This window comes from Maribacter polysiphoniae (genome assembly GCF_003148665.1).
GTDB lineage: Bacteria > Bacteroidota > Bacteroidia > Flavobacteriales > Flavobacteriaceae > Maribacter_A > Maribacter_A polysiphoniae.
The window spans coordinates 434,100-458,169 of the sequence record NZ_QGGQ01000002.1; the positions used below are offsets into that span (position 1 = coordinate 434,100).

Below are 24,070 nucleotides of genomic sequence, written 5' to 3' on the forward strand. Positions count from 1 at the left end.
AGATACACCAAAAACACTTAAATAAAAAGGAAGCATAATGCTCCCATTAAAACCTTAAAGAATGAAAAAAATACCTTTGTACTCCCTAATGCTTTTATTCCTTTTACTTACCACCCCGGGCCAGGCGGAAGTAAAATTGCCCGCCATTGTATCTTCCGATATGGTTTTACAGCGCAATACGACCGTAATACTGTGGGGATGGGCTGATGCCGGTAAAAAAATCACCATCAAGGCCTCATGGCTGAATACCCCCTTACAGATAACAACCGATAAATCGGGAAATTGGAAAACGGGGATACAGACCACTAATGACAAAAAACCGCAAACGATAAACATAACTGGGGATGGTTCGAATATTTTACTGGAAAATATTCTTTTTGGGGAAGTCTGGCTTTGTTCAGGGCAATCAAACATGCAACAACCGCTGAACGGCTATACCGGGCAACCCGTTTTTGGGTCATTGGAAGCAATTTCCTCTTCTAAAAATCCGAATTTACGATTGTTTACCGTAGACCGAATCGGTTCAAAAACTCCCTTGAAAGATATCGAAAAATATACCGGATGGCAAGCCGCAAGTCCTGAAACCGTTAAGGATTTTAGCGCCATTGCCTATTTTTATGGCCAGCGGTTGCAAGAGATTTTAGACGTTCCCGTGGGTATGATCCATACCTCTTGGGGAGGAAGTAGTGTACAGGCATGGCTAAGTAAGGAAGCCATGGAGAACTATCAAAAGGTGGACCTTGATGGCGTTGACATCACAAAACGCACCAACCATATTCCTACGGCCCTATACAATTCGATGATCCATCCGTTGATTCCATACACCATTAAAGGAGCGTTGTGGTATCAAGGCGAATCGAACCGCGAAGAACCGGAAAATTACAAAAAACTCTTTCCTGCCATGGTAAAAGACTGGAGAACACGATGGGACCTTGGTGATTTCCCTTTTTATTATGTGCAAATTGCCCCATTCATATACGATGGCAATGAGGTTTTCTCCACTGCCGGCAATTCCGCTTTTATTCGTGAGACTCAATTACAATGTTTAGATGTAATCCCTAATTCCGGTATGGCCGTCTCCATGGATATCGGTGACGACTATTGCATTCATCCTCCAAAAAAGAAAGAAGTTGCCGACCGCTTGCTTTACATTGCCTTGAATAAGACGTACGGATTCAATACCCTGGACTATGCCGGCCCCACCTTTGCTTCTTTTGAGTCACAGGAAGGTGGTCTCCTTTTAAAATTTGACAACGCCGATACAGGCCTTTTTGCCTATGAAGGTTTGCAAGGATTTGAGATCGCAGGAAAGGACAAAGTCTTTTACCCTGCAAACGCAACCATCGTAGACCGTAAAAATGTATTGGTAAAGAGCGATAAAGTACTGAACCCTGCCGCCGTAAGGTATGCTTGGCGCAACTGGATCACGGGTACGCTCTACGACACCAATCTCCTACCCGCATCTTCATTTAGAACCGACGATTGGAACGATGCTACGAAAGCTACCGAATAGGCACCTATCTACAATAAGAAACTTTTTAAAAAACAAAAAAAACCCTGATGCTTCCATCAGGGTTCACGCACTAATACTACTAAGATGTTAGGCTTAACGCAAACGATCAACAGATTTTACAAGATCCTCATCCTTCTTAATAGCCCTGTTGGCCAGGACCAAAAAAACGATAGAAAATACAGGAATCAACATCCCAATACCCTTCTCAGAGACCAAGGTCTCTCCGGATAAGTTTAGCGATCGGTAAACGAAAAATCCTAGTAAAAAAAGATTCAATATCATGTTCAACCTGTTCAACACAAATTGATTTTGTCGTTTTTTATACAAGAATACGGCAATCAATGCCAAGGCTCCCGACCCATAAAAGACGGTGGAAACCAAAATATCGTTTTGGGCAAAAAACTCCATTCCCTTGGCATCCAACCAAAGGTAGGCCACAAATGGCGCTACGCCACCCAATAAGGCGACAATAACAAGATAAATGGTCTGAATTCTTTGAATCATTGCTTTAATAACGATTTTCAATGGCAAAAATACATGTCTTTTAAAAAATATCCCCGAATAATTGAAAATAATTTGTAATATTGTTGCGTTATTAGTTATATCACTTACCAATACGGGATTCTTCCCTTAGTAAACCCAAGTAATAATACACTTCTTAATTTTGTCTAAAGACGTATAATTTATATCACATTTAATGTTTGAGATTTCAGATTTAAAATCAAAAAAGCTTCCTGAACTTCAGGAAATAGCAAAAGGCTTGAAAGTACCTAAATTCAAGTCCATGAAAAAGTTGGACCTTGTATACCAAATTTTGGACGTACAAGCGGCAAATCCCAAAGCCACCGAAGAAATAGCCTCGGTTTCCATTGAAAAAAAACCTGTGGAAAAAAAACCAACTGAAAAGAGAGTCGCTGAAAAGAAACCAGCAGCAAAAAAACCAATAGAGCGTCCAAAACGAACACGGGTCGCCAACGATAAGAAAACCGAGGGTAATACGACCACCGAGGATACAAAAACGGAAGCTCCTAACGCTCCCACTCCCAGTGCCCCAAACACACCCGAAGCCCCTGCAAAGAAACCGCAAGGCGAAAACAGCAGACCAAATCCTAGGGCCAACAACGGACAGAATGCAAAGAAAGGTCCACAACCCCATAAAAACCAAAATGCAAAAAAACCTACCCATCAAAAAAGTGGGCAGGATAAACGCAATAGTAATTTCGACAAAGACCTAAAGAACCGTTATAAGGAACCGGAATTCGAATTCGATAGTATCATCGCCAGCGAAGGTGTTCTTGACATCATGCAGGATGGCTATGGTTTCTTACGTTCTTCGGATTATAATTACCTATCCTCACCGGATGATATTTATGTATCACAATCACAGATTCGATTGTTCGGACTTAAAACCGGGGATACCGTACTAGGGAATGTACGTCCACCCAAAGAAGGTGAAAAGTATTTTCCCCTGATCAAAGTGAGCAAAATCAATGGCATCGATCCCCAGGTGGTACGCGACCGTGTTTCTTTTGAACACTTGACACCTTTGTTCCCTGAGGAAAAATTCAATCTTGCCGATCGTCAGAGCAGTATCTCTACCCGTATTATAGATTTGTTCTCTCCCATAGGAAAAGGACAAAGGGGAATGATCGTATCCCAGCCCAAAACCGGTAAGACCATGTTGTTGAAAGACGTGGCAAATGCCATTGCGGCAAACCACCCAGAGGTATATTTAATCGTCTTGCTTATCGATGAGCGACCAGAAGAGGTCACCGATATGCAACGTAATGTACAAGGTGAGGTCATTGCCTCGACCTTTGACAAGGAAGCCACCGAACACGTACGTGTAGCCAATATTGTTTTGGAAAAAGCCAAACGTTTGGTTGAATGCGGACATGATGTGGTTATCCTATTGGATTCAATTACCCGATTGGCCCGGGCTTACAATACCGTACAACCGGCCTCAGGTAAAGTATTGAGTGGTGGTGTTGATGCCAACGCCCTACATAAACCAAAACGATTCTTCGGAGCTGCCCGTAATATTGAAGACGGTGGATCACTATCGATCATCGCCACGGCGTTGACAGATACCGGCTCTAAGATGGATGAAGTCATCTTTGAGGAATTCAAGGGAACTGGTAACATGGAACTTCAGTTAGACCGTAAAATCAGTAACCGAAGAATATTCCCTGCAATCGATCTTACTTCCTCCAGTACACGTAGGGATGACTTACTGCTTGATGAAAGCACCATTCAACGTATGTGGATCTTGCGTAAATACCTTGCTGATATGAATCCTATCGAAGCCATGGAATTCATTGAACAACGTATCAAGCAAACCAAGAATAATGAGGAGTTCTTAATGACCATGAATCAGTAGTCATTACAAAACATATTTTTTTACATCCCTTTGGCCACAAACCAAAGGGATTTTTTTTATACCCGTCCCCTTAGGGAATAGGGGTGCCTCGTTGTTGTTTACAATAGGTTTTAGGCAATACCAAAAGGAACCTATCCCAAAATTGAGTGATTTTTTCGTTGATTTACCCCTATCATTTAGGACTACCCCTTATAAATTCGAATCCGTTTTTATGTTACTGCGGTAATTTTAATATCTTTATGTCGCAAAGAATGCTCTCCCCCACTTACTTTGCTTGAACATTTTATAACCTAAATCCTATGTCATGATCAATGCAAAAAAGTTTTTGTCCCATTCCCTTATGCTTTTTATTATCCTGTTCAGCTCCATGAGTTGTGAGGAAGAAAAGGAAAAGGAAGTAGCCCCCGAAGTCTTGGCCCCAGAACAAATTGTACATGTGGAACAAGCCAAGGAAATGTATGATTTCTATACCAAAAGGCGCGTACCTTTGATCCAACGTTACGAAGATTCCATAAACCGCAGGAAGTACGGCACCAAAATACAGCAGAAAAAGAAAGCCAAGTCTAATTCGGATGAGGCCAACGCGGAAAAAAAGTTTGATGTGGCCCGTTATGTCTCCTATGACTACAAAACCCTAAAACAATACTTGGCCTATATTGAACAAGAGGCCAAAAAGGCCAATGTCGAAATCTCAGGTCTGCGTATCTATTTCTCAAACTATCCTGACAAAGCATTTTTTGATGGCCAGAATAAGGATTCTATTTTGCATCCGAGACAGAATTCCGTGTTGCTATCCCCAACCTTAACAAAAGGAAAAAGGGATTATCTTTTTTATATCGGGGAAGACAAAGACCAACAGGAAGCCATATTGCTTTCCGACAGCTTCAAACCCATCAAAGACATCATAGGAATGGGTCACCTTGGTAATGCAGAATCGAAATCACATGCCTCTTTCATGCCAAGCCTCTCAACATCCACGGCAAATACCACCTTAAACACATCGTTTTATGCCGGAACAAGCTTGACCATGAATAAGGGTACCGGAGCACCCCCACCATTCCCTGAAGAGGATTAAGCCCGTATTGATGTACGACTTTCTAAAAGATAATTATTTCATCCCGCTTTACGGGATCACCCTATTAATTTCCCTACTACGCTATAACCGTTATTATAGTAGTATCCTGAAGTACTTTCCCCTCATCATCATTTACACCATGGTGTCGGAAATATTGGGATTCTTTATTAGGGACTTTGATGATTTCCAGATTGTGTATATTGAAAAGTACCAGTACGCAAACTATATTATTTTCAATATATACGACCTGGTATTCTTTTTCTATTTCTATTTTATATTTTGGAAAGTAGTAAAGCTCAAAAAACACAAGGATATCATCAAGTATGGCGCTTTGGTTTATATTCTGGCGTCGTTGATCAATCCGTTTATCCATAACGTAATGATCTTCCCCCAGTTTTACGCCTCCACTATCGGATCCATCGTATTGATCATCGCCATTATCCTCTATTTTCTAGAAGGTGGGATTCAAAAAGGGAACAGGCACAATCTACTTACTTGGATAAGTTACGGACTTTTATTATTCAATATTTTCTTCCCCGTAATCTCACTCCTTTCCTATTACAATTTCCCCGTCTACGACAAATTGCACCTAAGGCAATTCCATTACCTTCTGATCATCGCAACGTATGTCTTTTTCATCATCGGCTTCGTTGTTATGAAACCCATGCGGGCCTTGGCGGAAGAATCTTAAAACAAAAAAATGCCCAGACGGAAACCATCTGGGCATTTTTATAAACCGTAGAAAATCTTACAATGCTGCAACGTGCTTTGCCAATTTACTCTTTAAGTTGGCCGCTTTATTGGCATGTATAATGTTTCGTTTTGCCAACCTATCGATCATACTAACAACCTCAGGCAACAATTTCGCAGCATCGTCCTTATTTTCTTCACCGCGCAACCTCTTAATAGCGTTACGGGTTGTTTTGTGCTGGTACCTGTTGCGTAAACGTACAGCTTCGTTTCTTCTAATCCTCTTTAATGCTGACTTGTGATTTGCCATCTTTTCTTTAAATTATGTTTTTAAGACATTTGCCTTTTTACTTGGTAGTCCGTAGGGGAATCGAACCCCTGTTACCAGGATGAAAACCTGGCGTCCTAACCCCTAGACGAACGGACCTTATTTTCGGGACAAAAACCTACTTGTTGTTCCAATCCCAATCATTCAATATTACCTTGTAGTCCGTAGGGGAATCGAACCCCTGTTACCAGGATGAAAACCTGGCGTCCTAACCCCTAGACGAACGGACCATTACTCTGCACAAAATGCGGATGCAAAAATACAATTATTTTTAACTATCGCAACACCTGCTTATTATTTTTTTACTTAATCGCGAATATAACCATTTTTATTATAGAAAATAAAGCCTTTTCCCATCAAAAAAAACGATACTGCGATCATTGTAAAAAGATTTTATCGATTATCAATAAGCCTTGGCAAACAACACCCTACGGGCCGAAGCCTCACCGGTGACCATACAATGCCCAGGTGTGGTATCCCCTTCAATGGGAATACAACGGATGGTAGCCTTTGTTTCTTCCTTAATTCTATCTTCCGTGGCCACGGTACCATCCCAATGGGCAGAAATAAATCCGCCTTTTTCCTCCAATACCTTTTTAAACTCCTCATAACTATCCACCTCGGTAATATGCTCCTTCCGGTAGTCCAAGGCTTTGTTGAATATATTTTTCTGCATATCCTCCATCAGGAACTCGATTTTGGCAATTACCCCATCCATGGGTACGGTTTCCTTTTCGAGCGTATCACGTCGGGCCACTTCATAGGTGCCATTCTCCATATCGCGTTGACCAATGGCCAAACGTACGGGAACCCCCTTCAATTCATATTCATTGAATTTAAACCCTGGTTTATAGGTATCCCGATCGTCATATTTAACCGAAATACCCTTGGCCCGTAATTCCTTTACCAAAGGATCGACTTTTTCAGAAATGGCATCCAATTGATCAAGTCCTTTATAAATAGGCACGATAACAACTTGTATAGGCGCCAATTTTGGAGGCAACACCAACCCATTGTCATCACTATGGGTCATGACCAAGGCCCCCATCAATCGGGTAGACACTCCCCAAGAAGTCGCCCAGACGTATTCTTGCTTACCTTCCTTCGATGCGAATTTCACATCAAAGGCTTTGGCAAAATTTTGTCCCAGGAAATGGGAGGTTCCGGCCTGTAAGGCTTTTCCATCCTGCATTAAGGCCTCTATACAATAGGTCTCTACAGCCCCTGCAAAACGCTCACTTTCCGTTTTCACCCCTTTTATCACCGGTACGGCCATATGGTTTTCGGCAAAATCGGCATAAACGTTCATCATTTGCTCTGCCTCTTCGATAGCTTCTTTTTCCGTGGCATGGGCGGTATGCCCTTCTTGCCATAAAAATTCAGCCGTGCGCAAAAAGAGTCGGGTACGCATTTCCCAACGCACTACATTGGCCCACTGATTGATCAACAAAGGCAAATCACGATAGGATTGTATCCATTTTCTATAGGTATCCCATATAATGGTTTCGGAAGTTGGCCTAATAATCAATTCCTCTTCCAGTTTCGCATCCTCATCCACGATGATACCACTTCCGTCCTCGGCATTCTTCAAACGGTAATGGGTTACTACCGCACATTCCTTGGCAAAACCTTCAACATGACTTGCTTCCTTACTTAAGTACGATTTCGGGATAAGCAATGGAAAATATGCATTTTCATGCCCGGTTTCCTTGAACTTCTTATCCAAAGCCGCCTGCATTTTTTCCCAAATGGCGTAGCCGTACGGTTTGATGACCATACACCCTCTAACCCCTGAGTTTTCGGCTAGATCAGCCTTTACAACCAGTTCATTATACCATTTGGAATAATCCTCACTTCTCTTTGTCAATTTTTTACCCATTATGCGTAGTTTGGCACAAAACTTGTGTTATTATTATGTAAATAGTTCGGTAAAACTAACTATTTTTAATATGTTCAACAATAAAAATTGAAACCATGATACATTCTCTACCCCTCTCAAGATTTCGCACCGCGTCCCTTCTTGTTCTTGTAGGCATTTTGGCAGTTTCCTGCGGTTCGTACGAGCAAGCCTCATACTACGACAATGATGGGATTTACGCTGACGACAACGTTCGTGTTGTCGAAAGGGCCCCACAACAAGTAGAGAAGAAAAAAGAACATGATCCTTATCAGGATTATTTTGGACAAAAAGCCAATGAATACGATGAAATACTCGAAAGTGAAGTATTCACCGATATCGATTCATATTCCAGTGAATCCGAATATGACAGTATTCCCCAAAAAGGTGATTTGACCGATTATTACCAACCCGAAAATGACTACGAAGGTTACGGTGCCTGGGGTGACAATACCACTGATATAAGCATCAACATCTATGGTGGCGGTTATAACAACTATGGTTATGGAGGTTATTACGGTTGGGGTTGGAACGATCCTTGGTTATGGAACAACTGGGGTTACGGCGGATACTATGGCTCTTATGGATGGGGTGGATATTACAACCCATGGACCTGGAACAACTGGGGCTGGGGAGGATATTATGGATACGGTTACGGATATGGATGGGGTAGCTGGTATTCCCCTTACGGTCGTTATGGTTACTATGGCAATAGATATTACAACAGACCTTATTCCCGATACGGATACCCACGAAGTTACGCCTATAACAGAAGCAGACGAGGATATTACAACACCAATAACCTAGCCAGCAATGGTTCGTCCAGGGCGCTTAGAGGAAGATCCAACGCAACAACACGAAGCACTTCCCCTAGATATCGAAGTAACAGCACCACAGCAAGGACCAGTGGGGTGCGAAGCAATAGCACCGCAAGAAGTTCGAACACTTACAGAAGTGGTTCAACATCACGAAGAACAGTAGGTGTTGACCAAAATAAGGCATACCGCACCAGTAGAAGTACACGTGCCACCCCTAGATACAATTCATCATCCAGGTCGAGCTCGTACTACAACAGAAGTACTGCACCAAGAAGCAACACTTACCGAAGTGGATCTACAGGTACCCGAAGTTCATCAAGAGCTACCACACCCAGAACATCAACATATAAAAGTTCTGGAAGCCGTACCGGTACCTCCCGTTCATACCGGAGTTCTGGAAGCAGCTCAAGAAGTTCACAATCGTACCGAAGTACTGCTCCAAGATCAAGCAGCTATAAATCCTCTGGTAGTTCCGGTAGCCGAAGTAGCAGTAGCTACAGAAGTTCTGGATCATCCAGATCATCATCGTCTTCTTCGGGACGATCATCTTCAAGCTCATCAAGAAGTGGAGGAAGGGGTCAATAAGTCAAATAAAAATCAATACCGAGATAAAAATCATTTACAATGAAAAGATATTTAACTTTCATAGTGCTATTGGCTTGCGCGATGGCAAGTGCCCAAAATATGAATGACGTATTGCGTTACAGTCATGAAAATCTACAAGGAACGGCCCGGTTCCAAGGAATGGGCGGCGCTTTCGGGGCCTTGGGGGGCGACCTCTCTGCCCTGAATATAAATCCCGCGGGTTCTGCCGTATTCAGTAATAGCCAGTTTACAATATCTGGCTCTAACTATAGTACGGACAATACTTCGACCTATTTTGGCAGCAGCCTTGGTGCCACTGACAATGACCTGAATATAAACCAAGTTGGTGGGGTATTCGTTTTTAGAAGCAGAAGTGACTCTGATTGGAAGAAAATGGCCATTGCCGTCAATTACGACTTGGTAGAGAGCTACGATGATGAGTTCAGGGTTTCCGGCAATAGTGACCAAGGCCTTGATAATTACTTTTTATCCTATGCAGGCGGTGTTCCCTTTGGATCCATCTTATTGCGTAGCAATGAATACATTGAGGATGGCTATTTGGATATCGGTGCCACCCAAGGCTTTCAGGACCAGCAAGCCTTCTTAGGATATTACGGAGGTATCATAGACCCTGTAGATATGGATGACGCCACAACCACTTATATTAGCAACGCCCTTTACAATACGGTAAGCCAGGATTACTCTCGATTTACATCCGGGTATAACGGAAAATTCAACGTTAATTTTGGTACCCAATATAAAGACAACCTTTACCTAGGGGCTTCCTTGAATTTCCATACGGTTTTTTACGATCAAATCGATGAACTGCGCGAAACCAATTACGATTCGGATTCACCCATCCAAAGATCGGAATTTTCAAACTTTTTACACACAGAAGGTTCCGGGTTCTCATTTAATCTAGGGGCTATTGCAAAGTTAAACCAAAATATCAGGGTCGGTGGTAGCTACCAATCCCCAACATGGTATCGATTGACCGATGATTTTTCGCAACGGATCAATTCCACGTTGGCTGCTGAGGACATTAACTTCATCAACCATGATATCGTGAATCTTTTTGAGGCCTATACGATTAAGACACCCGCCAAACTGACAGGAAGTGTAGCCTTGGTTTTCGGTAAGGACGGACTTCTAAGTTTTGACTATAGCTATCAGGATATGTCGCAGGCCGAATTGAGACCAGAGGGTGACTCCAGTTTTTCACAGGTCAACTCTAATATCGCCAATAGCCTTGATGGGGTTTCTTCCATGAGACTGGGTGGTGAATATCGCATTGACCAAGTGAGCCTTAGGGCTGGATATCGTTTTGAACAAAGTCCGTATGCCGATGGTAACAACATAGGGGATTTAAACGGCTATTCAGGAGGTATTGGTTATAATTTCGGAGGAAGTCGATTAGATCTCGCCGTAAACAGAATAGAACAGGACTACAATATGCAATTGTTCGATGCCGGGTTTAGTACACCTGCTTTGATCAACAAGAAAAATACCAATGTAACCCTAAGTTACACCATGAATTTTTAACCTAAGGACATCCTATAAAAAAGCCCCGGACATTAGTGTCCGGGGCTTTTTTTATTTAAGGCAATCGCTTTTTATCGCTTCAATGTAAAATGGGTCCGTAATGATCGTGCCACGATCACGCCTTCCTCATCCCGTGAATATTCCATCTTAAACCAATAATCCGACGAGGGCATGGGGCGACCATTATAGGTTCCATCCCATCCTATGGTCATGGCGTCCAACTGTTTTATCAATTTACCGTACCGGTCGAAGATATGTACCACAGGATCAATAAGGGTCTCTATACCCAATATATTCCAGTAATCATTATAACCATCCGTATTCGGTGTAAAGAATTTCGGATAACCCACCACTAAGAAATCAATAGACTCTGTTGTACCACAACCATTGGTGTCATTGATGATAACGGAATTGATACCTGGAGGCACATCATTGAATATAGGGTCTTCTTGAAAATCACCCCCATTGATAGCATACTCATAGTCCCCATTACCATTCACAACAATCTCAATATTATTACTATCGGCCAGGTCGTCAAGAACAATAACCTCGTCCAATACGGGCGCACCATAGAATGTTATTAGAATATCATCGGTTATCACGGTCGCCAAAGAGGTCTGTATCTCAACAAAATATCGTCCTGAATTTGGACTGGAAACAGTCAACTCGGTTTCTGAAGGACCATCGGCCAAAGTAGCATCCACAACACCGTCATCCTCATAATCAACAGTCCAGGTCACATTTGCAATATCTGGACCTGCTGGGGAATTCAGCGCGGTTAACACAATATCGGGATCCCCTTCACAAGCTACGATATCCAATCCTAAAAATTCATCACGTAGCGTACAATCCAAGGCGTTATCCTGATCGGCATCAACCGAACTACCGGTAAAGGTCAATGAAAATTGTTCAGGGTCACCGTCAAAATTGGTATTGAAGTTATTAATAAGTATATAGTAGATCTCACCTGGGCGTACATCCAACCATTCATCATAGGTGTTCTGGCTTCCCTTTACAAAGGGTCCGCCTTCAACCCCATTCTCAGGATTGACACCTATCCCTGTAAAATTGGTATCGTTAACCTCGTAGTTACATCGTATGGGATCGTCACCACTACTTATAATAGAACAGAAATTTTGCCCACTGGTCTGATCATAAGGGCCATAAACAGCGAAATCCCACTCAGCAGTCGGGGTTCCAACACCACCTATCGGCAATGCCTCTATATCAAAACCTACCTGTCCGCCTGTACCGGCCCTAAAAACGAACCAAGAAGTATTGTTCTCGATATTGGCAGAACTAACACTACCTTTTTCCAAGCAACCACTTTGACGAATTACATCGGGATCAAAATCATCGACATCCCCACTACCATCCACAAAGGGCATGATAGGTTGACCATCGGCACAAACGGGAATGGCACTCCTACAATCTGGAGAGTTTTGGGCATTTAACACTGTGGAAAACAGCAATAAACAACCAAGAACAAAAATAAGTGTTCGCATAGAAAATGGGGCTAACATTATACTTGTAACATTTAGTATAACTCTAACACCCCTATTTTATTATATCTTGACGGAATTTTATGCAGTTAATCGATAAAATACCCGCTAATTCCCGATTTACGGCAAGCTATCTTTTTATGGAGAAGTGGTTGTTAACATACTTCGCGTTCATCCGTTGTCCGCTGGAATCGATATAACTCAATTCAAACCAATAATCCGATGAGGGCAATGGACGCCCATTATAACGTCCGTCCCACCCCGTATGGGTTTCATCAAGCTGTTTTACCAACTTACCAAAACGGTCATAGATATTTACAACGGGATTCTCTAGTTCGGAAATACCCACAATTTGCCAATAGTCGTTTCGGCCATCACCATTGGGTGTAAAGAATTTTGGAAAACCTACGACCGTGATCTGTTCCGTTAGGGTTCCGCAGCCATTCCGATCCGTAACCGTCACCCTATGTAAACCGGGAAGTACATCCAAAAACACATTCGAGGCCTGAAAATCCCCGTCATCCAACTGAAATTCCACATCCGAAGTGACATTGGTCAATACGGTCACCGTATTATTCGTTTGCAAATCATCGATCAACACATCGGTAATAACCGGAGTAATCGACTTGACAACCTCTACGGTCCTAACATCACTACAGGTTAATCCCCCTATCGAATTTGTTGCCGTAACCGTATAGGTTCCTTCTTGGGACACTTCAAGACTCAATGTCGTTTCCCCGGAATCCCATAGATAGGTGTAATTGGGATCTGGCGGCAAGGATTCCCCTATGACCACGCTTAATTGTTGGTCGCAAAGATAAACCTCCGTTTCAAAATCCATTACGGGAGATTCGAGATTGGTCAATTGAAAATACTGTGAATCATCATAACATTTGGGATTGTCTATAGAGGTGACCCGTGCATAGATCGTTCGTGAACCACTACCTATTGCAAGGGTTTTAGGCAATACATCAATACCATTGGCTGCATCTGCCATGGTATCATGGTAACTCACGATAAATTCTGAAGGATTCTGGGTTCCCAATACCTCGATATCCTTTTGGGAAAGATTATAGCTCGTAGCCCCCGAGCATGATGCATCATCAGTTAAAGGAAATGCGACAGGTAGGGTCGAATAAAACACTTGTACATCACTTATGACCGTACTGCCATCGGGCATCCCCACATTCGCCCTGTAGGTACCACTAGTAGAAACTTGAAGTACTGCATTATGCTGCCCTACAATAGGTTGAAAACCAAGTCCGTTATCTTGATACCAGTCATACGTAATGGCGGTACCCAAGGTAGCATCGAGTGTAACAATATCATTTTCACAAGCTGCTATGGGAGGTCCCAATAAATTACTGATAATGGAACAATCCAATGCGTCATATGGATTGGTCACAAAAATATTCCCTGAAAATTGAATTGAAAATCCTGAATTACTGTTACTGAAATTATTGATCAACAAATAGTAATCCTCTCCCGGTTCAACCTGGAGCCATTCTTCATACTGCACATTGGACAAATCCCCTGTAGGGTCCTCTCCCACCCCAATAAAGGCGTCCTCATCCTTATTGTCAAAAAAGTTACAACGTACGGGATCACCCAAGGCATTGCAATCGCTCGTTTTATATAACGCAAAATCCCAATCCTCCGATGTATCAAAACCGATATTAAAACCCAATTGTCCTGAGGCCCCGGTCCTGAATCGATACCAGGCCGAATTGGATTCTATGGCCCCTGTGGTCGTTGCCTCCAAACAGCCTGTCATTTGCGCCCCATAAAAATCATCGACCCCAAAATCCAGGGTACCACCATTCACTGGGGTATTGTTACATATAGGCACGGCATTGACACAGTCAGGGGCAACTTGCGAAAATACGCAGGAAACCCCAAACAAGAAGGCTAAATAAAACCAACTACCCTTATGTTTCATTCGTTGTTTGAACTTATAGTCCATAAAAATAAACGGCCAAATTCCTTAACACTAATTTATGTTGTGTAATAGGGCCATTACACTATAAAGTGCCATATAATGTATATCTTTGCCGTTCTCTAAAGTTTTTTTAAATGAAAATGGATAGCACATTGGAAGAGCAATATGAAGAAATCGGGAATGACCATGTCTCATCTGCCGAAGACACCCCATTACGTGATGATGCGTTCGTATTGAGCGATAATGAGAAGATAGAACGAATTAAGACGAACGTACGGGAGATTATGCTCACTTTGGGCCTTGATCTTGATGACGATAGTCTTATGGGTACTCCAAATAGAGTCGCCAAAATGTTTGTAAAGGAAATTTTTAGCGGCCTGGACCCTAAGAAAATGCCGAATTCCTCTACGTTCGACAATAAATACAAATACGGTGAAATGTTGGTTGAAAAGAATATCACAGTCTATTCAACCTGTGAGCACCATTTGCTACCCATAGTTGGTAGGGCCCACGTGGCATACATTTCCAACGGTACCGTTGTTGGACTTTCAAAAATGAATCGCATTGTCGATTATTACGCCAAAAGACCCCAAGTTCAGGAACGTTTGACCATACAGGTCGTTCGTGAACTTCAAAGGGTATTGAACACTGAGGATGTAGCCTGCGTCATCGACGCCAAGCACCTCTGTGTAAATTCAAGGGGAATAAGGGATATCGAAAGTAGCACCGTTACCGCAGAATACGGGGGCAAATTTAAAAACGAGGCCCTCCGAAGTGAATTTTTGGAATATTTGAATCTAGAAACCAAGTTTTAACCTTCTTCCTTTATAATGCAATTGTACCAGGAACAAACCCTCAGGATCTCTAATTCCCTTACCGGTAAAAAGGAAATTTTCAAACCCATCAATGAAGGCCATGTTGGCATGTATGTTTGCGGACCTACGGTCTATAGCAACGTTCATTTGGGAAACTGTCGGACTTTTATGTCCTTCGATATGATTTTTAGGTATTTGCGCCATTTGGGCTACAAGGTCCGTTATGTACGTAATATTACCGATGCGGGACATTTGGTCGATGATGCAGATGAGGGCGAGGATAAGATTGCAAAAAAGGCTCGATTGGAAAAAATCGAACCCATGGAAGTCGTACAACGGTATACCGTGGACTTTCATTACATTCTGGATCAATTCAACTTCTTACCCCCTAGTATAGAGCCAACAGCTACGGGACATATTATTGAACAATTGGGAATCATCAAGGAAATCCTTGAAAAGGGATATGCCTATGAAGTCAATGGATCGGTATATTTCGATGTGAAGAAATTCAACGAGAAATATGAATACGGTAAATTGAGTGGCAGGAAATTGGAGGATATGATTGCCAACACTAGGGAATTGGCAGCACAGAGTGAAAAAAAGAATCCGCAGGATTTTGCCCTTTGGAAAAAAGCCGAACCCCAACACATCATGCGTTGGCCATCACCTTGGGGAGATGGTTTCCCTGGATGGCATTTGGAATGTACCGCCATGAGCACTAAGTATCTCGGTGAGACCTTTGATATACATGGTGGCGGAATGGATCTGAAGTTCCCACACCATGAATGTGAGATTGCCCAGGCCGAAGCCAGCAATGGCCACTCCCCGGTTAATTATTGGATGCATGCCAACATGCTGACCATGAATGGTAAGAAAATGGCAAAATCAACAGGAAACAACATACTTCCTGGCGAAATTTTTTCTGGCGAGAACGATATACTCAGCAAACCATTTACGCCTTCCGTAGTACGGTTTTTTATGATGCAGGCCCATTACACCAGTATTTTGGACCTGAGCAATGATGCCCTTTTGGCTTCTGAAAAAGGATATCATCGATTAATGGATGCGATTGACAACCTCAAGGATCTGCCAACCGCGGAAGTTTCCAATTTCGATATTCCCGAGTGGCGGCAAAAATGTTATGACGCCATGAACGATGATTTCAACACGCCTATTCTTATTGCCCATCTGTTTGAAGGTGTTAAGCATATTAATCTTATCAAGGAAGGGAAAGAAAAAATTACCGATGCAGATAAAGTCCTGCTACAGCAAACCATCAACGATTTCGTATTCGATGTTTTAGGTTTGGAACACAAGACAGAAAGCAACCAAGATTCCAATAAACTTCAAGGTGTTGTTGAACTGCTGATCCAATTGCGCAATGAAGCGCGTAGCAATAGGGATTTTGCTACCTCCGATAAGATCCGTGACCAATTATCGGCCATGGGCATTCAATTGAAGGACGGCAAGGAAGGCACTACGTTCAGCGTTTCCTGAATCGGACAAAACCTTAATGGGTATGGCAACGAAAATCACGATAAAAAAAATACTGATCGCACCCTTTGTGCTATTGGTGCGGTTTTATCAATATGCCATTTCACCCTATACACCTGCAACTTGTAGATACAGTCCAACCTGTTCACAATACACCGTGGAAGCTTTGAAGAAGCACGGACTCTTTAAAGGTGGATGGTTGGCATTGAAGCGCATCTTCAGTTGTCATCCGTGGGGAGGAAAAGGTTATGACCCCGTTCCTTGAAAACACCTTGGTAAGTAATTAATGCCGAATTGGAAATCCAATCAAATGAACAAATACCAACATCGGCATAGGAAGTACTTTGTACTAAATACTTATCTTAGCGATTCAAATTTTACATATGCACTTTTTAGGCCTTATTTGGAATCCGAATGAAACACTGTTCAAAATTGGTTTCCTTCAGATAAAATATTACAACTTATTATGGATCACTGCTTTCGCCCTTGGTTGGTTCATCATGAAACGTATTTTTACGAGTGAGAAAAAATCCATTGAGCAACTGGACTCCCTCTTCATTTACACCGTACTTGCCACCATGCTTGGTGCCCGCCTAGGCCATGTTTTCTTTTATGACTGGCCCTATTACCAAAACCATATTGCCGAGATTCTCTTACCCATACGCGAAAGTGCGGGCAGTACCCTTTTCGGCTTTATCAACGGATATGAATTTACCGGATTTACCGGACTGGCCAGCCATGGTGCGGCTATAGGGGTAATCATTGGGATGTACCTATACACCAGGAAATTCCCGGAATTTAAACTCCTTTGGATTTTGGACCGAATCGTTATTCCCGTCTCCATCGGTGCCTTCTGTGTTCGTTTGGGCAACTTTTTCAATTCGGAGATCAACGGTAAGATAACCGATGGATCCTTTATTTTCGCCACCAAGTTCATTCGCGATTCAGATGACATGCATCCTTCAAAGGCCTTGGCCATTACCAAGGAAAAAACAGTGAACGCCGCCTATAATGCCATAGAGCACAAAGCCCAATTTTCGGAATACCTCAATCAGATTCCGTATCGCCATCCGGCCCAATTATATGAAGGGGTGTGCTATATCTTCCTTTTTATACTCTTGTATTACCTGTATTGGAAAACCGACAAAAAGGACAAACTGGGATATCTATTTGGCCTATTCCTAGTAGTGCTATGGACCATTCGATTCTTTGTTGAATTCGTCAAGAAAAGCCAAGGGGGCTTTGAGGAAACCCTAGGGCTTTTATCAACAGGACAATGGTTGAGTATTCCTTTCATTATCATAGGTCTTTATTTTATGCTAAGACCAAGCACCCAAAAATCCTAATTTGAATATAACTTGGTCATTTCATCTAGACATCATGAAAAAACAAAGCCAGCTATCACTTCTTTTTTTGATCATGCTTATAGGGTTTGTTTCCTGTAAGGATGATACCAAGAAAGTCATCAAAACGGAAGCTGTGACCTTTACCAAAGAAGGCACCCTGACCATATATAAATCACAGACCGATTCTATCCTGACCTCCTTGGATATTGAGATAGCGGAGTCGGATTACGAAACCGAAACCGGACTTATGTATCGCAAGGGAATGGGTGAAAACCAAGGAATGCTGTTCATCTTCCCCGATGTAAGGCAGCATTATTTTCATATGAAGAACACCGAATTTGGTTTGGATATCATCTTTATGGATGAGAACCAAAACATCGTCAGCTTTCAGGAAAATGCCCTCCCTTTCGATGAAACGTTGTTACCCTCACAGGTACCGGCAAAATACGCTTTGGAAGTAAATGCAGGCCTTGCGGAAAAATGGCTCCTTGAAGTTGGCGACAGGATGGAATTCAAAAAAGACTAGGGAAGTGGATTGTCTTTTACTCGGAGAGACCTCTGAAAGATTGATTTATAGAAAGCTAGAACCATCCGATTTCCAGGATTGGCTCCCTTTTTTCTCCGATCCAACAAGTTCCGAATATTGGTCGGAAGAAACGTTACACCCCGAAGAAGCCTGTCAAAAATGGTTTGATAAGGCTTTTTTTCGTTACCGGTACAATTTAGGCGGCATGAATGCCCTTATACATAAAGAAACTGGGGTTTTTATAGGGCAATGCGGATTACTGAAACAAACCGTGGACGGTATTGACGAGCTCGAAATAGGATACTCTTTACTCCCTGAACACAGAAAGAAAGGGTATGCCTCGGAAGCGGCAAAAAAATGTAAATCCTTTGCCTTTGAACACAAATTGTCCAATTCCCTGATTTCCCTAATCCATGTAGATAATAAACCCTCACAACGGGTAGCCCTAAACAACGGAATGGCATGGGATAAGACCACTACCTATAAAAACAACCCGGTCCATATTTATCGCGTCATCAACAAATAGGGCATACTCGATTTTTTTAATTCCGCCCACTTATCAACCCGTATTACGATTGGCACCTGCTATGGCATTGATCGTCAACATAAGTTCTATTTGGGTTGTTTGGGCAGCCTCGGGATTATTGATTTTCTCCGTTCTCCACCTATCCAACAACGCCACTTGCTTCGCATGCAAACTATCCATCAAGGGCGCCCTTAAGTGATTGGAATAGTAAAGATCCTTCCGTCTTTCCTCTATGGGTTTACCCGTTAGGTCATCCATATGATGGTGCATCAACTTCAATTCATCCAAAAATTTTGAAAGGAACCTATGCTTTAATTCCGCATCCGGCACCAGTTCCGAATACAGTCGCATAGTCTTCTCGTCGGTGGCAACAAGACTGCTATCCACATTCGTAAATACATATTTCAAAAAGGCATCTGTCTCTATCGCCTGTTTAAGCTCTTGATACTGATTTGGTCGTTCGGTCTTCAATTTTTTCAAGGCAGAACCCAATCCGTACCAACTGGTCATATGATAGCTGGCCTGACTCCAAGAAAAGACCCAAGGTATCGCCCGTAAATCCGCCAAGGTATTCGCCCCGGTCCTTTTAGAGGGCCTAGATCCAATCTTACTGGTTTCAATGGCATCTATAGGTGTTGCCGCCCTGAAGTAGGCTATAAAACCATCGGATTTTATTAGGCTGGTATACTGGTTTTTGCTCTCTTCAGCCAACCATTCAATAATCCCAGCCTTATCATGGTAGCTGCGATCATTGTTTTTATCCATTAATGTTTTGCTTAGGGTATTGGCCACCAATAATTCCAGATTAAAAGCCGCATTCACTTTGTGCGCATATTTCTGGGCAATGGTCTCCCCTTGTTCGGTCAACCGGACATTTCCATTGGGGGAATTATACGGCAGTGCCTTAATAAAATAATGTGTGGGACCAGACCCCCTACTAATAGAGCCACCCTTACCGTGGAAGAAACGTATGTCGATATTATATTCCTCACCCAACTGCGCCAATTTGTATTGGGCCTTGTACAAATGCCAGTTACTGGACATGATACCTCCGTCCTTATTACTATCACTATAACCAATCATGATCTGTTGCATAGGTCGTTTTAGACCTTGCTGCTCCTGATGGTATTTTAATGATCGTTGCACAATTGGATTGGAGAAGTAAGCTTCCAGGATAGCAGGACCATTTTCCAAATCCTCAATGGTCTCCAACAGCGGCACCACATGGATTTTTGAAACCAAACCTTCCTCAACCATAAATGTAAGTCCGGCCTCTTTGGCCAAAAGATAAACGGTCATAAGGTCTGAGAACGAACGGGTCATACTCACAATGAACGATCCAATACAATTAAAACCATAGGTGGCAGTATGTTCCTCAATTGTTCGATAACAATCCATTACCGCCTTCGCTTCCTTGTCCAATGGCGTTTTCACATGCACAAATGGCCTGGCATGTTCCAATTCCTTCAATAAAAAGGCAATTCTTTTTTCTTCATCCCAGTCGATATAGGAACTTTCATCCCAGTGTGCCGCCTTTAAAAGCTGCCCAATGGCCTTATCATGAAAATCACTGTTCTGTCGTATATCCAACGCTGCAAGATGAAAACCGAAAACCTCCACAATACGTAGGGCCGAAGTCACTTCCTCATAGGCTGTGGACTTTGCCCCATATCCCAATAATTCTTTTTGCAACAATCGAAGATCCGATCGCAACTGGGAGGAATGTATATACGCCCCTTGGGTTTTCGACAATTTTGTAGCATGCCCGCGTTCTGTATCCACCGGTAATTTCGCAATCATCAAAGAGATCATTTGCCGAAAGGCCTCCCCTACATTACGGTGCAATACCTTATCCCCACGTTCACCCAATTCGGCAACCATTTCGTTGGTGCGTTCTTGATAGGCTTTGGAACATTTCTCCAAGGGAATGCTAAAACTAAGGCGACGAACCAATTCATTCAATTTTCGACCGATGACCACAAAGGCATTAAGCCTAAGATGCAACAATGTATTTTGTGTAACATCGGCAGTCACCAAAGGGTGACCGTCACGGTCTCCCCCAACCCAGTTTCCAAACGTGATTTTGGGATAGGCATGATTTCCTTGGATAGCACTCTTATTCAAGTCCAATACATCCACAGCCTGTTCCAACCGCTGATCTACGATTGGGATGACCTCTGGAAAAACATTCACCAAATAATGCACAATGTTTCGCAATTCGGATTCCACATCGGGTTTTTCCAAATAGATCTCACCAGTTTTCCAAAGACGGTACAAGCTAAGTTTTATGGTATTCCTGATATGGGCCTTTTCATGTTTTGAATACATGGTGTTCTCCAATTTCACCAACAACAAGTACAGTTCACGATGGTGTTCCAAAACCGTGGCCCTTTTTGCCTCTGTGGGATGTGCCGTAAGGACTGGCTCTATGGATATTTCCTTTAGCAAGGGTATGATTTCCTTCTCACCCATTCCCCTTTCCTTCAAAAATTTAAGGTTAGAAGCCCAAAGACCATTTACCCCTGCAAGGTCGGCTTCTTCCAAAGACCTCCGGTTCTGGACTGCATTATTTATTTCTACCATATTCACCAATTGAAACACGAGCGAATACAATTGGATGGTTTTGGGAGTGATCGGGAGTTCATGCAGTTGACCCGTATTGATCCAGGGGATAAACTTTGCTATATCGGCCTCACCATTTTCAATCAAAACCTCATATAGGGCCTCAAGCAAAAACCGAAGCCCTTTATAGGCTTTTCCCATTTCTTTCTCAACAGTATCAAGTGTCATACCTTTTTCCATTTCTATGTCATTTTTATCGGCTAAACCGAACATGGAAAATACCTTATTATTTTCAAAAAACAAAGGTGCCTTACCACATAAAACACATAATAATGTTGGAATAACATTATGCAATCGATTTATTGAAAACAATAGTAAAAGCTAATGAATCAAACACTTTAATATACTTCCATTACCGCGTATATTTGACGAAAAATTGTTTCACGGCATGAAGAAAGAGAAACATTGGGCTATTTTCATCGACAACACCTCCAACATTGACAATTTCACGGAGGCACTTTTCAGTAGCGCCCCCCCTAACCCTTTTGAACCACTTTCAAATCTAAGAGGATCCTTATTCTCCAAATTGACCTTACTTAAATTTATCGATGAGGAAAGCAGACATGGCGATAGTGGTATATCGCATGGAAGCCATCAAAGTTTGCACTCCATGTCGAGCGGGGAACAAAAGAGGGTACTCCTAAGCCATCTATTGGAATCAAAACCTGATTATTTGGTTCTTGACAATCCTTTTGACAATCTCGACAAGCAGTTTCAAGAAGCGCTACAAAAACAGCTTAATGACATTGCGAAGCATACAACCATTATTCAAATCATAAGCCGGAGGCAGGATCTTTTACCCTTTATTACCAACTATGCCAAACTTGAGGGGAATACCCTAATTGAACCAACAACTTTGGAATCCTTGACCAACGCAGGGAATAACCAGGTATTCATGGGTAGCATACCCCAACCTTTAAAACCCATGCACTTCGTAGACGACCTGTTGATCCAACTCAACAATGTAAATGTCAGTTATAGCGAAAGACCCATATTAAAGAACATAACCTGGCACATAGGAAAGGGTGAATTTTGGGAGCTTAGCGGGCCTAATGGAAGCGGTAAGACCACCATTCTTTCCATGATTACCGGAGAGAACCCTAAAGGTTATGGACAGGAACTCTACCTTTTTGGCCACAAAAAAGGAAGTGGGGAAAGCATTTGGGACATAAAAAAGAACATTGGTTATTTTACCCCATCTATGACGGACAAGTTTACCGGCTACCACACTTTGGAGCACATGTTGATTTCAGGCATCCTCGATTCGATCGGACTATATGTGCAACCAACGGAAGCCCAATTACGATTGGCCAAAGAATGGTTACAACTTATTGACATGTGGCATTTGAAAGACACCCTTTTCCACGATTTGACCATGGGTCAAAAACGTTTGGTGATGACGACAAGGGCCATGGTAAAACACCCTTTACTACTGATCCTGGATGAGCCTACGGCCGGACTTGATGATGAATCCGCAGCATTATTGGTTTCGTTGGTCAACAAAATCGCAAAAGAGAGTCAGTCTACAATCATTTTTGTCTCCCACAGGACAGAACCCAACCTGCAACCCCAATTCAAATTTGTACTACAAAAAACCCAAAACGGTTCCAAAGGGCTAATTACCAAATCTTAAAGTTGTATTTTCACTACTGATGGATATCATTTGGCATTTCAGCCCAAAGGGCTATATTCATTTGATTTTCCAGTACAGCAACCTTACCGAATTAAAATGGCAGTAAAGCTTACCCATCAGATTGAAAATCATATTCAAAAATTGAATTGACCGGCCAAAGATCCGTAGGAAATGAAGCACAGGAAGGTGTAGGTATTTGAAAAAAAATGACCGTTCTTTGCGAATTATCAAAATTGAACCGAATACTGGTTCATTCTAAAATAGAAGGTCGATTACAACCGACATATTTGAAATAGCTGAGGCCATAGATAAGTTTTCTTGGGGGAAGAAATCTAATATTAAGAGAAAATTGCAGGACCTTATTGAATTTCACGATAAAAATATTTACGCTGGAAGCAGAAGCCTTACAACGGCTACTAAAATAAAAACCAAACGATTATGCCTATCTCTCTTAAACTGACCGTACATGATGATTATCTGGAAGCCGAATTTGACGGGAGTCGTGATACTGTTGATGAATTGGGTGAAACCCTCGAAATATGGTCTGAAATACCCCTTGTCTGCGAAAAACATGGTCTGACCAAAATACTGGCCATATCCAAATTGGACAGAAGGCTCAAACTGGACAATACTTTTGTACTTACCGATAAAATGAATGACATCGGCTTTAAACCCCATTACAAACTCTCAGGGGTCATCCACGATGAAAAGCTTCACTTGGAATATGAGGTCATGGCCACCTTCATTCGCAATTTCGGTTTCCAGTGTGAAATATTCACCACGGAGAAAGAAGCCAAAAAATGGTTGTTGGATTCTTAATCAAACAAAAAAAGACCGCT

At 42.3% G+C, this 24,070-nt stretch carries 20 protein-coding genes and 2 tRNA genes; 14 read left to right on the forward strand and 8 right to left on the reverse strand.

From position 1 onward, the window contains the following. Positions 1-61: 61 nt before the first annotated feature. Positions 62-1,513, forward strand: a complete 1,452-nt coding sequence (locus tag LX92_RS06225; protein ID WP_109649419.1) for a sialate O-acetylesterase — start codon at positions 62-64, stop codon at positions 1,511-1,513. A gap of 93 nt (positions 1,514-1,606) precedes the next feature. Here the strand turns inward: LX92_RS06225 and LX92_RS06230 are convergent, their stop codons facing one another. Next, complete coding sequence (locus LX92_RS06230) at positions 1,607-2,017, reverse strand: DUF4293 domain-containing protein (protein ID WP_109649420.1); 411 nt, start codon at positions 2,015-2,017, stop codon at positions 1,607-1,609. A 193-nt stretch (positions 2,018-2,210) separates the two neighbouring features. Here LX92_RS06230 and rho point away from each other — a divergent pair, with 193 nt between their 5' ends. The 3 genes from rho (at position 2,211) to LX92_RS06245 (ending at position 5,659) form a co-directional block, all read left to right on the forward strand. Next, a complete protein-coding gene (gene rho / locus LX92_RS06235) occupies positions 2,211-3,893 on the forward strand; it encodes a transcription termination factor Rho (RefSeq protein ID WP_109649421.1) in 1,683 nt (560 codons plus the stop codon). Between the two features lie 304 nt (positions 3,894-4,197). Next, on the forward strand, positions 4,198-4,968 hold the full coding sequence (locus tag LX92_RS06240; protein WP_109649422.1) for a hypothetical protein: 771 nt from the start codon (positions 4,198-4,200) through the stop codon (positions 4,966-4,968). A 10-nt stretch (positions 4,969-4,978) separates the two neighbouring features. Next, entirely contained in the window at positions 4,979-5,659 is a 681-nt protein-coding gene (locus LX92_RS06245; RefSeq protein WP_109649423.1) for a hypothetical protein, read from the forward strand. A 57-nt stretch (positions 5,660-5,716) separates the two neighbouring features. On the opposite strand, the gene rpsT is transcribed toward LX92_RS06245, so the two are convergent. The 4 genes from rpsT to proS form a co-directional block, all read right to left on the reverse strand. After that, positions 5,717-5,968: a 30S ribosomal protein S20 gene (gene rpsT, locus LX92_RS06250; RefSeq protein ID WP_109649424.1), complete on the reverse strand. Its 252-nt coding sequence runs from the start codon at positions 5,966-5,968 to the stop codon at positions 5,717-5,719. 42 nt (positions 5,969-6,010) lie between these two features. Beyond that, a tRNA-Glu gene (locus LX92_RS06255) sits at positions 6,011-6,085 on the reverse strand. A gap of 59 nt (positions 6,086-6,144) precedes the next feature. Next, positions 6,145-6,216 (reverse strand) — tRNA-Glu (locus LX92_RS06260). Positions 6,217-6,389: 173 nt separating this feature from the next. Beyond that, positions 6,390-7,865, reverse strand: a complete 1,476-nt coding sequence (proS, locus tag LX92_RS06265; RefSeq protein WP_109649425.1) for a proline--tRNA ligase — start codon at positions 7,863-7,865, stop codon at positions 6,390-6,392. Between the two features lie 95 nt (positions 7,866-7,960). Here proS and LX92_RS22275 point away from each other — a divergent pair, with 95 nt between their 5' ends. After that, positions 7,961-9,286, forward strand: coding sequence for a hypothetical protein (locus LX92_RS22275; RefSeq protein WP_146197808.1), 1,326 nt, complete (start codon positions 7,961-7,963; stop codon positions 9,284-9,286). A gap of 39 nt (positions 9,287-9,325) precedes the next feature. Then, positions 9,326-10,828: an OmpP1/FadL family transporter gene (locus LX92_RS06280; RefSeq protein ID WP_109649428.1), complete on the forward strand. Its 1,503-nt coding sequence runs from the start codon at positions 9,326-9,328 to the stop codon at positions 10,826-10,828. A gap of 71 nt (positions 10,829-10,899) precedes the next feature. Here the strand turns inward: LX92_RS06280 and LX92_RS06285 are convergent, their stop codons facing one another. Further along, complete coding sequence (locus LX92_RS06285; protein ID WP_109649429.1) at positions 10,900-12,333, reverse strand: T9SS type B sorting domain-containing protein; 1,434 nt, start codon at positions 12,331-12,333, stop codon at positions 10,900-10,902. 127 nt (positions 12,334-12,460) lie between these two features. Beyond that, positions 12,461-14,269, reverse strand: coding sequence for a T9SS type B sorting domain-containing protein (locus tag LX92_RS06290; RefSeq protein WP_109649661.1), 1,809 nt, complete (start codon positions 14,267-14,269; stop codon positions 12,461-12,463). A 134-nt stretch (positions 14,270-14,403) separates the two neighbouring features. On the opposite strand from LX92_RS06290, the gene folE reads away from it, so the two are divergent. From folE to LX92_RS06320, 6 genes are all read left to right on the forward strand, one after another. Continuing rightward, the gene (folE, locus tag LX92_RS06295) at positions 14,404-15,084 is read left to right on the forward strand and encodes a GTP cyclohydrolase I FolE (protein WP_109649430.1); all 681 of its coding nucleotides are present in this window, start codon (positions 14,404-14,406) and stop codon (positions 15,082-15,084) included. A 15-nt stretch (positions 15,085-15,099) separates the two neighbouring features. Further along, complete coding sequence (gene cysS / locus LX92_RS06300; RefSeq protein ID WP_109649431.1) at positions 15,100-16,581, forward strand: cysteine--tRNA ligase; 1,482 nt, start codon at positions 15,100-15,102, stop codon at positions 16,579-16,581. A 22-nt stretch (positions 16,582-16,603) separates the two neighbouring features. Then, the gene (gene yidD / locus LX92_RS06305; protein ID WP_109649662.1) at positions 16,604-16,843 is read left to right on the forward strand and encodes a membrane protein insertion efficiency factor YidD; all 240 of its coding nucleotides are present in this window, start codon (positions 16,604-16,606) and stop codon (positions 16,841-16,843) included. Positions 16,844-16,961: 118 nt separating this feature from the next. Further along, complete coding sequence (gene lgt, locus LX92_RS06310; protein ID WP_109649432.1) at positions 16,962-17,924, forward strand: prolipoprotein diacylglyceryl transferase; 963 nt, start codon at positions 16,962-16,964, stop codon at positions 17,922-17,924. 34 nt (positions 17,925-17,958) lie between these two features. Then, complete coding sequence (locus tag LX92_RS06315) at positions 17,959-18,450, forward strand: DUF192 domain-containing protein (RefSeq protein WP_109649433.1); 492 nt, start codon at positions 17,959-17,961, stop codon at positions 18,448-18,450. 4 nt (positions 18,451-18,454) lie between these two features. After that, the gene (locus LX92_RS06320) at positions 18,455-18,976 is read left to right on the forward strand and encodes a GNAT family N-acetyltransferase (protein ID WP_244915923.1); all 522 of its coding nucleotides are present in this window, start codon (positions 18,455-18,457) and stop codon (positions 18,974-18,976) included. A 33-nt stretch (positions 18,977-19,009) separates the two neighbouring features. On the opposite strand, the gene LX92_RS06325 is transcribed toward LX92_RS06320, so the two are convergent. Beyond that, complete coding sequence (locus LX92_RS06325) at positions 19,010-21,778, reverse strand: phosphoenolpyruvate carboxylase (protein ID WP_211315835.1); 2,769 nt, start codon at positions 21,776-21,778, stop codon at positions 19,010-19,012. A gap of 208 nt (positions 21,779-21,986) precedes the next feature. Here LX92_RS06325 and LX92_RS06330 point away from each other — a divergent pair, with 208 nt between their 5' ends. Next, positions 21,987-23,231 (forward strand): ATP-binding cassette domain-containing protein, encoded by a 1,245-nt coding sequence (locus LX92_RS06330; RefSeq protein WP_109649435.1) that lies wholly within the window; start codon positions 21,987-21,989, stop codon positions 23,229-23,231. A 438-nt stretch (positions 23,232-23,669) separates the two neighbouring features. Further along, complete coding sequence (locus tag LX92_RS06335; protein WP_109649436.1) at positions 23,670-24,050, forward strand: hypothetical protein; 381 nt, start codon at positions 23,670-23,672, stop codon at positions 24,048-24,050. Positions 24,051-24,070 lie beyond the last annotated feature (20 nt).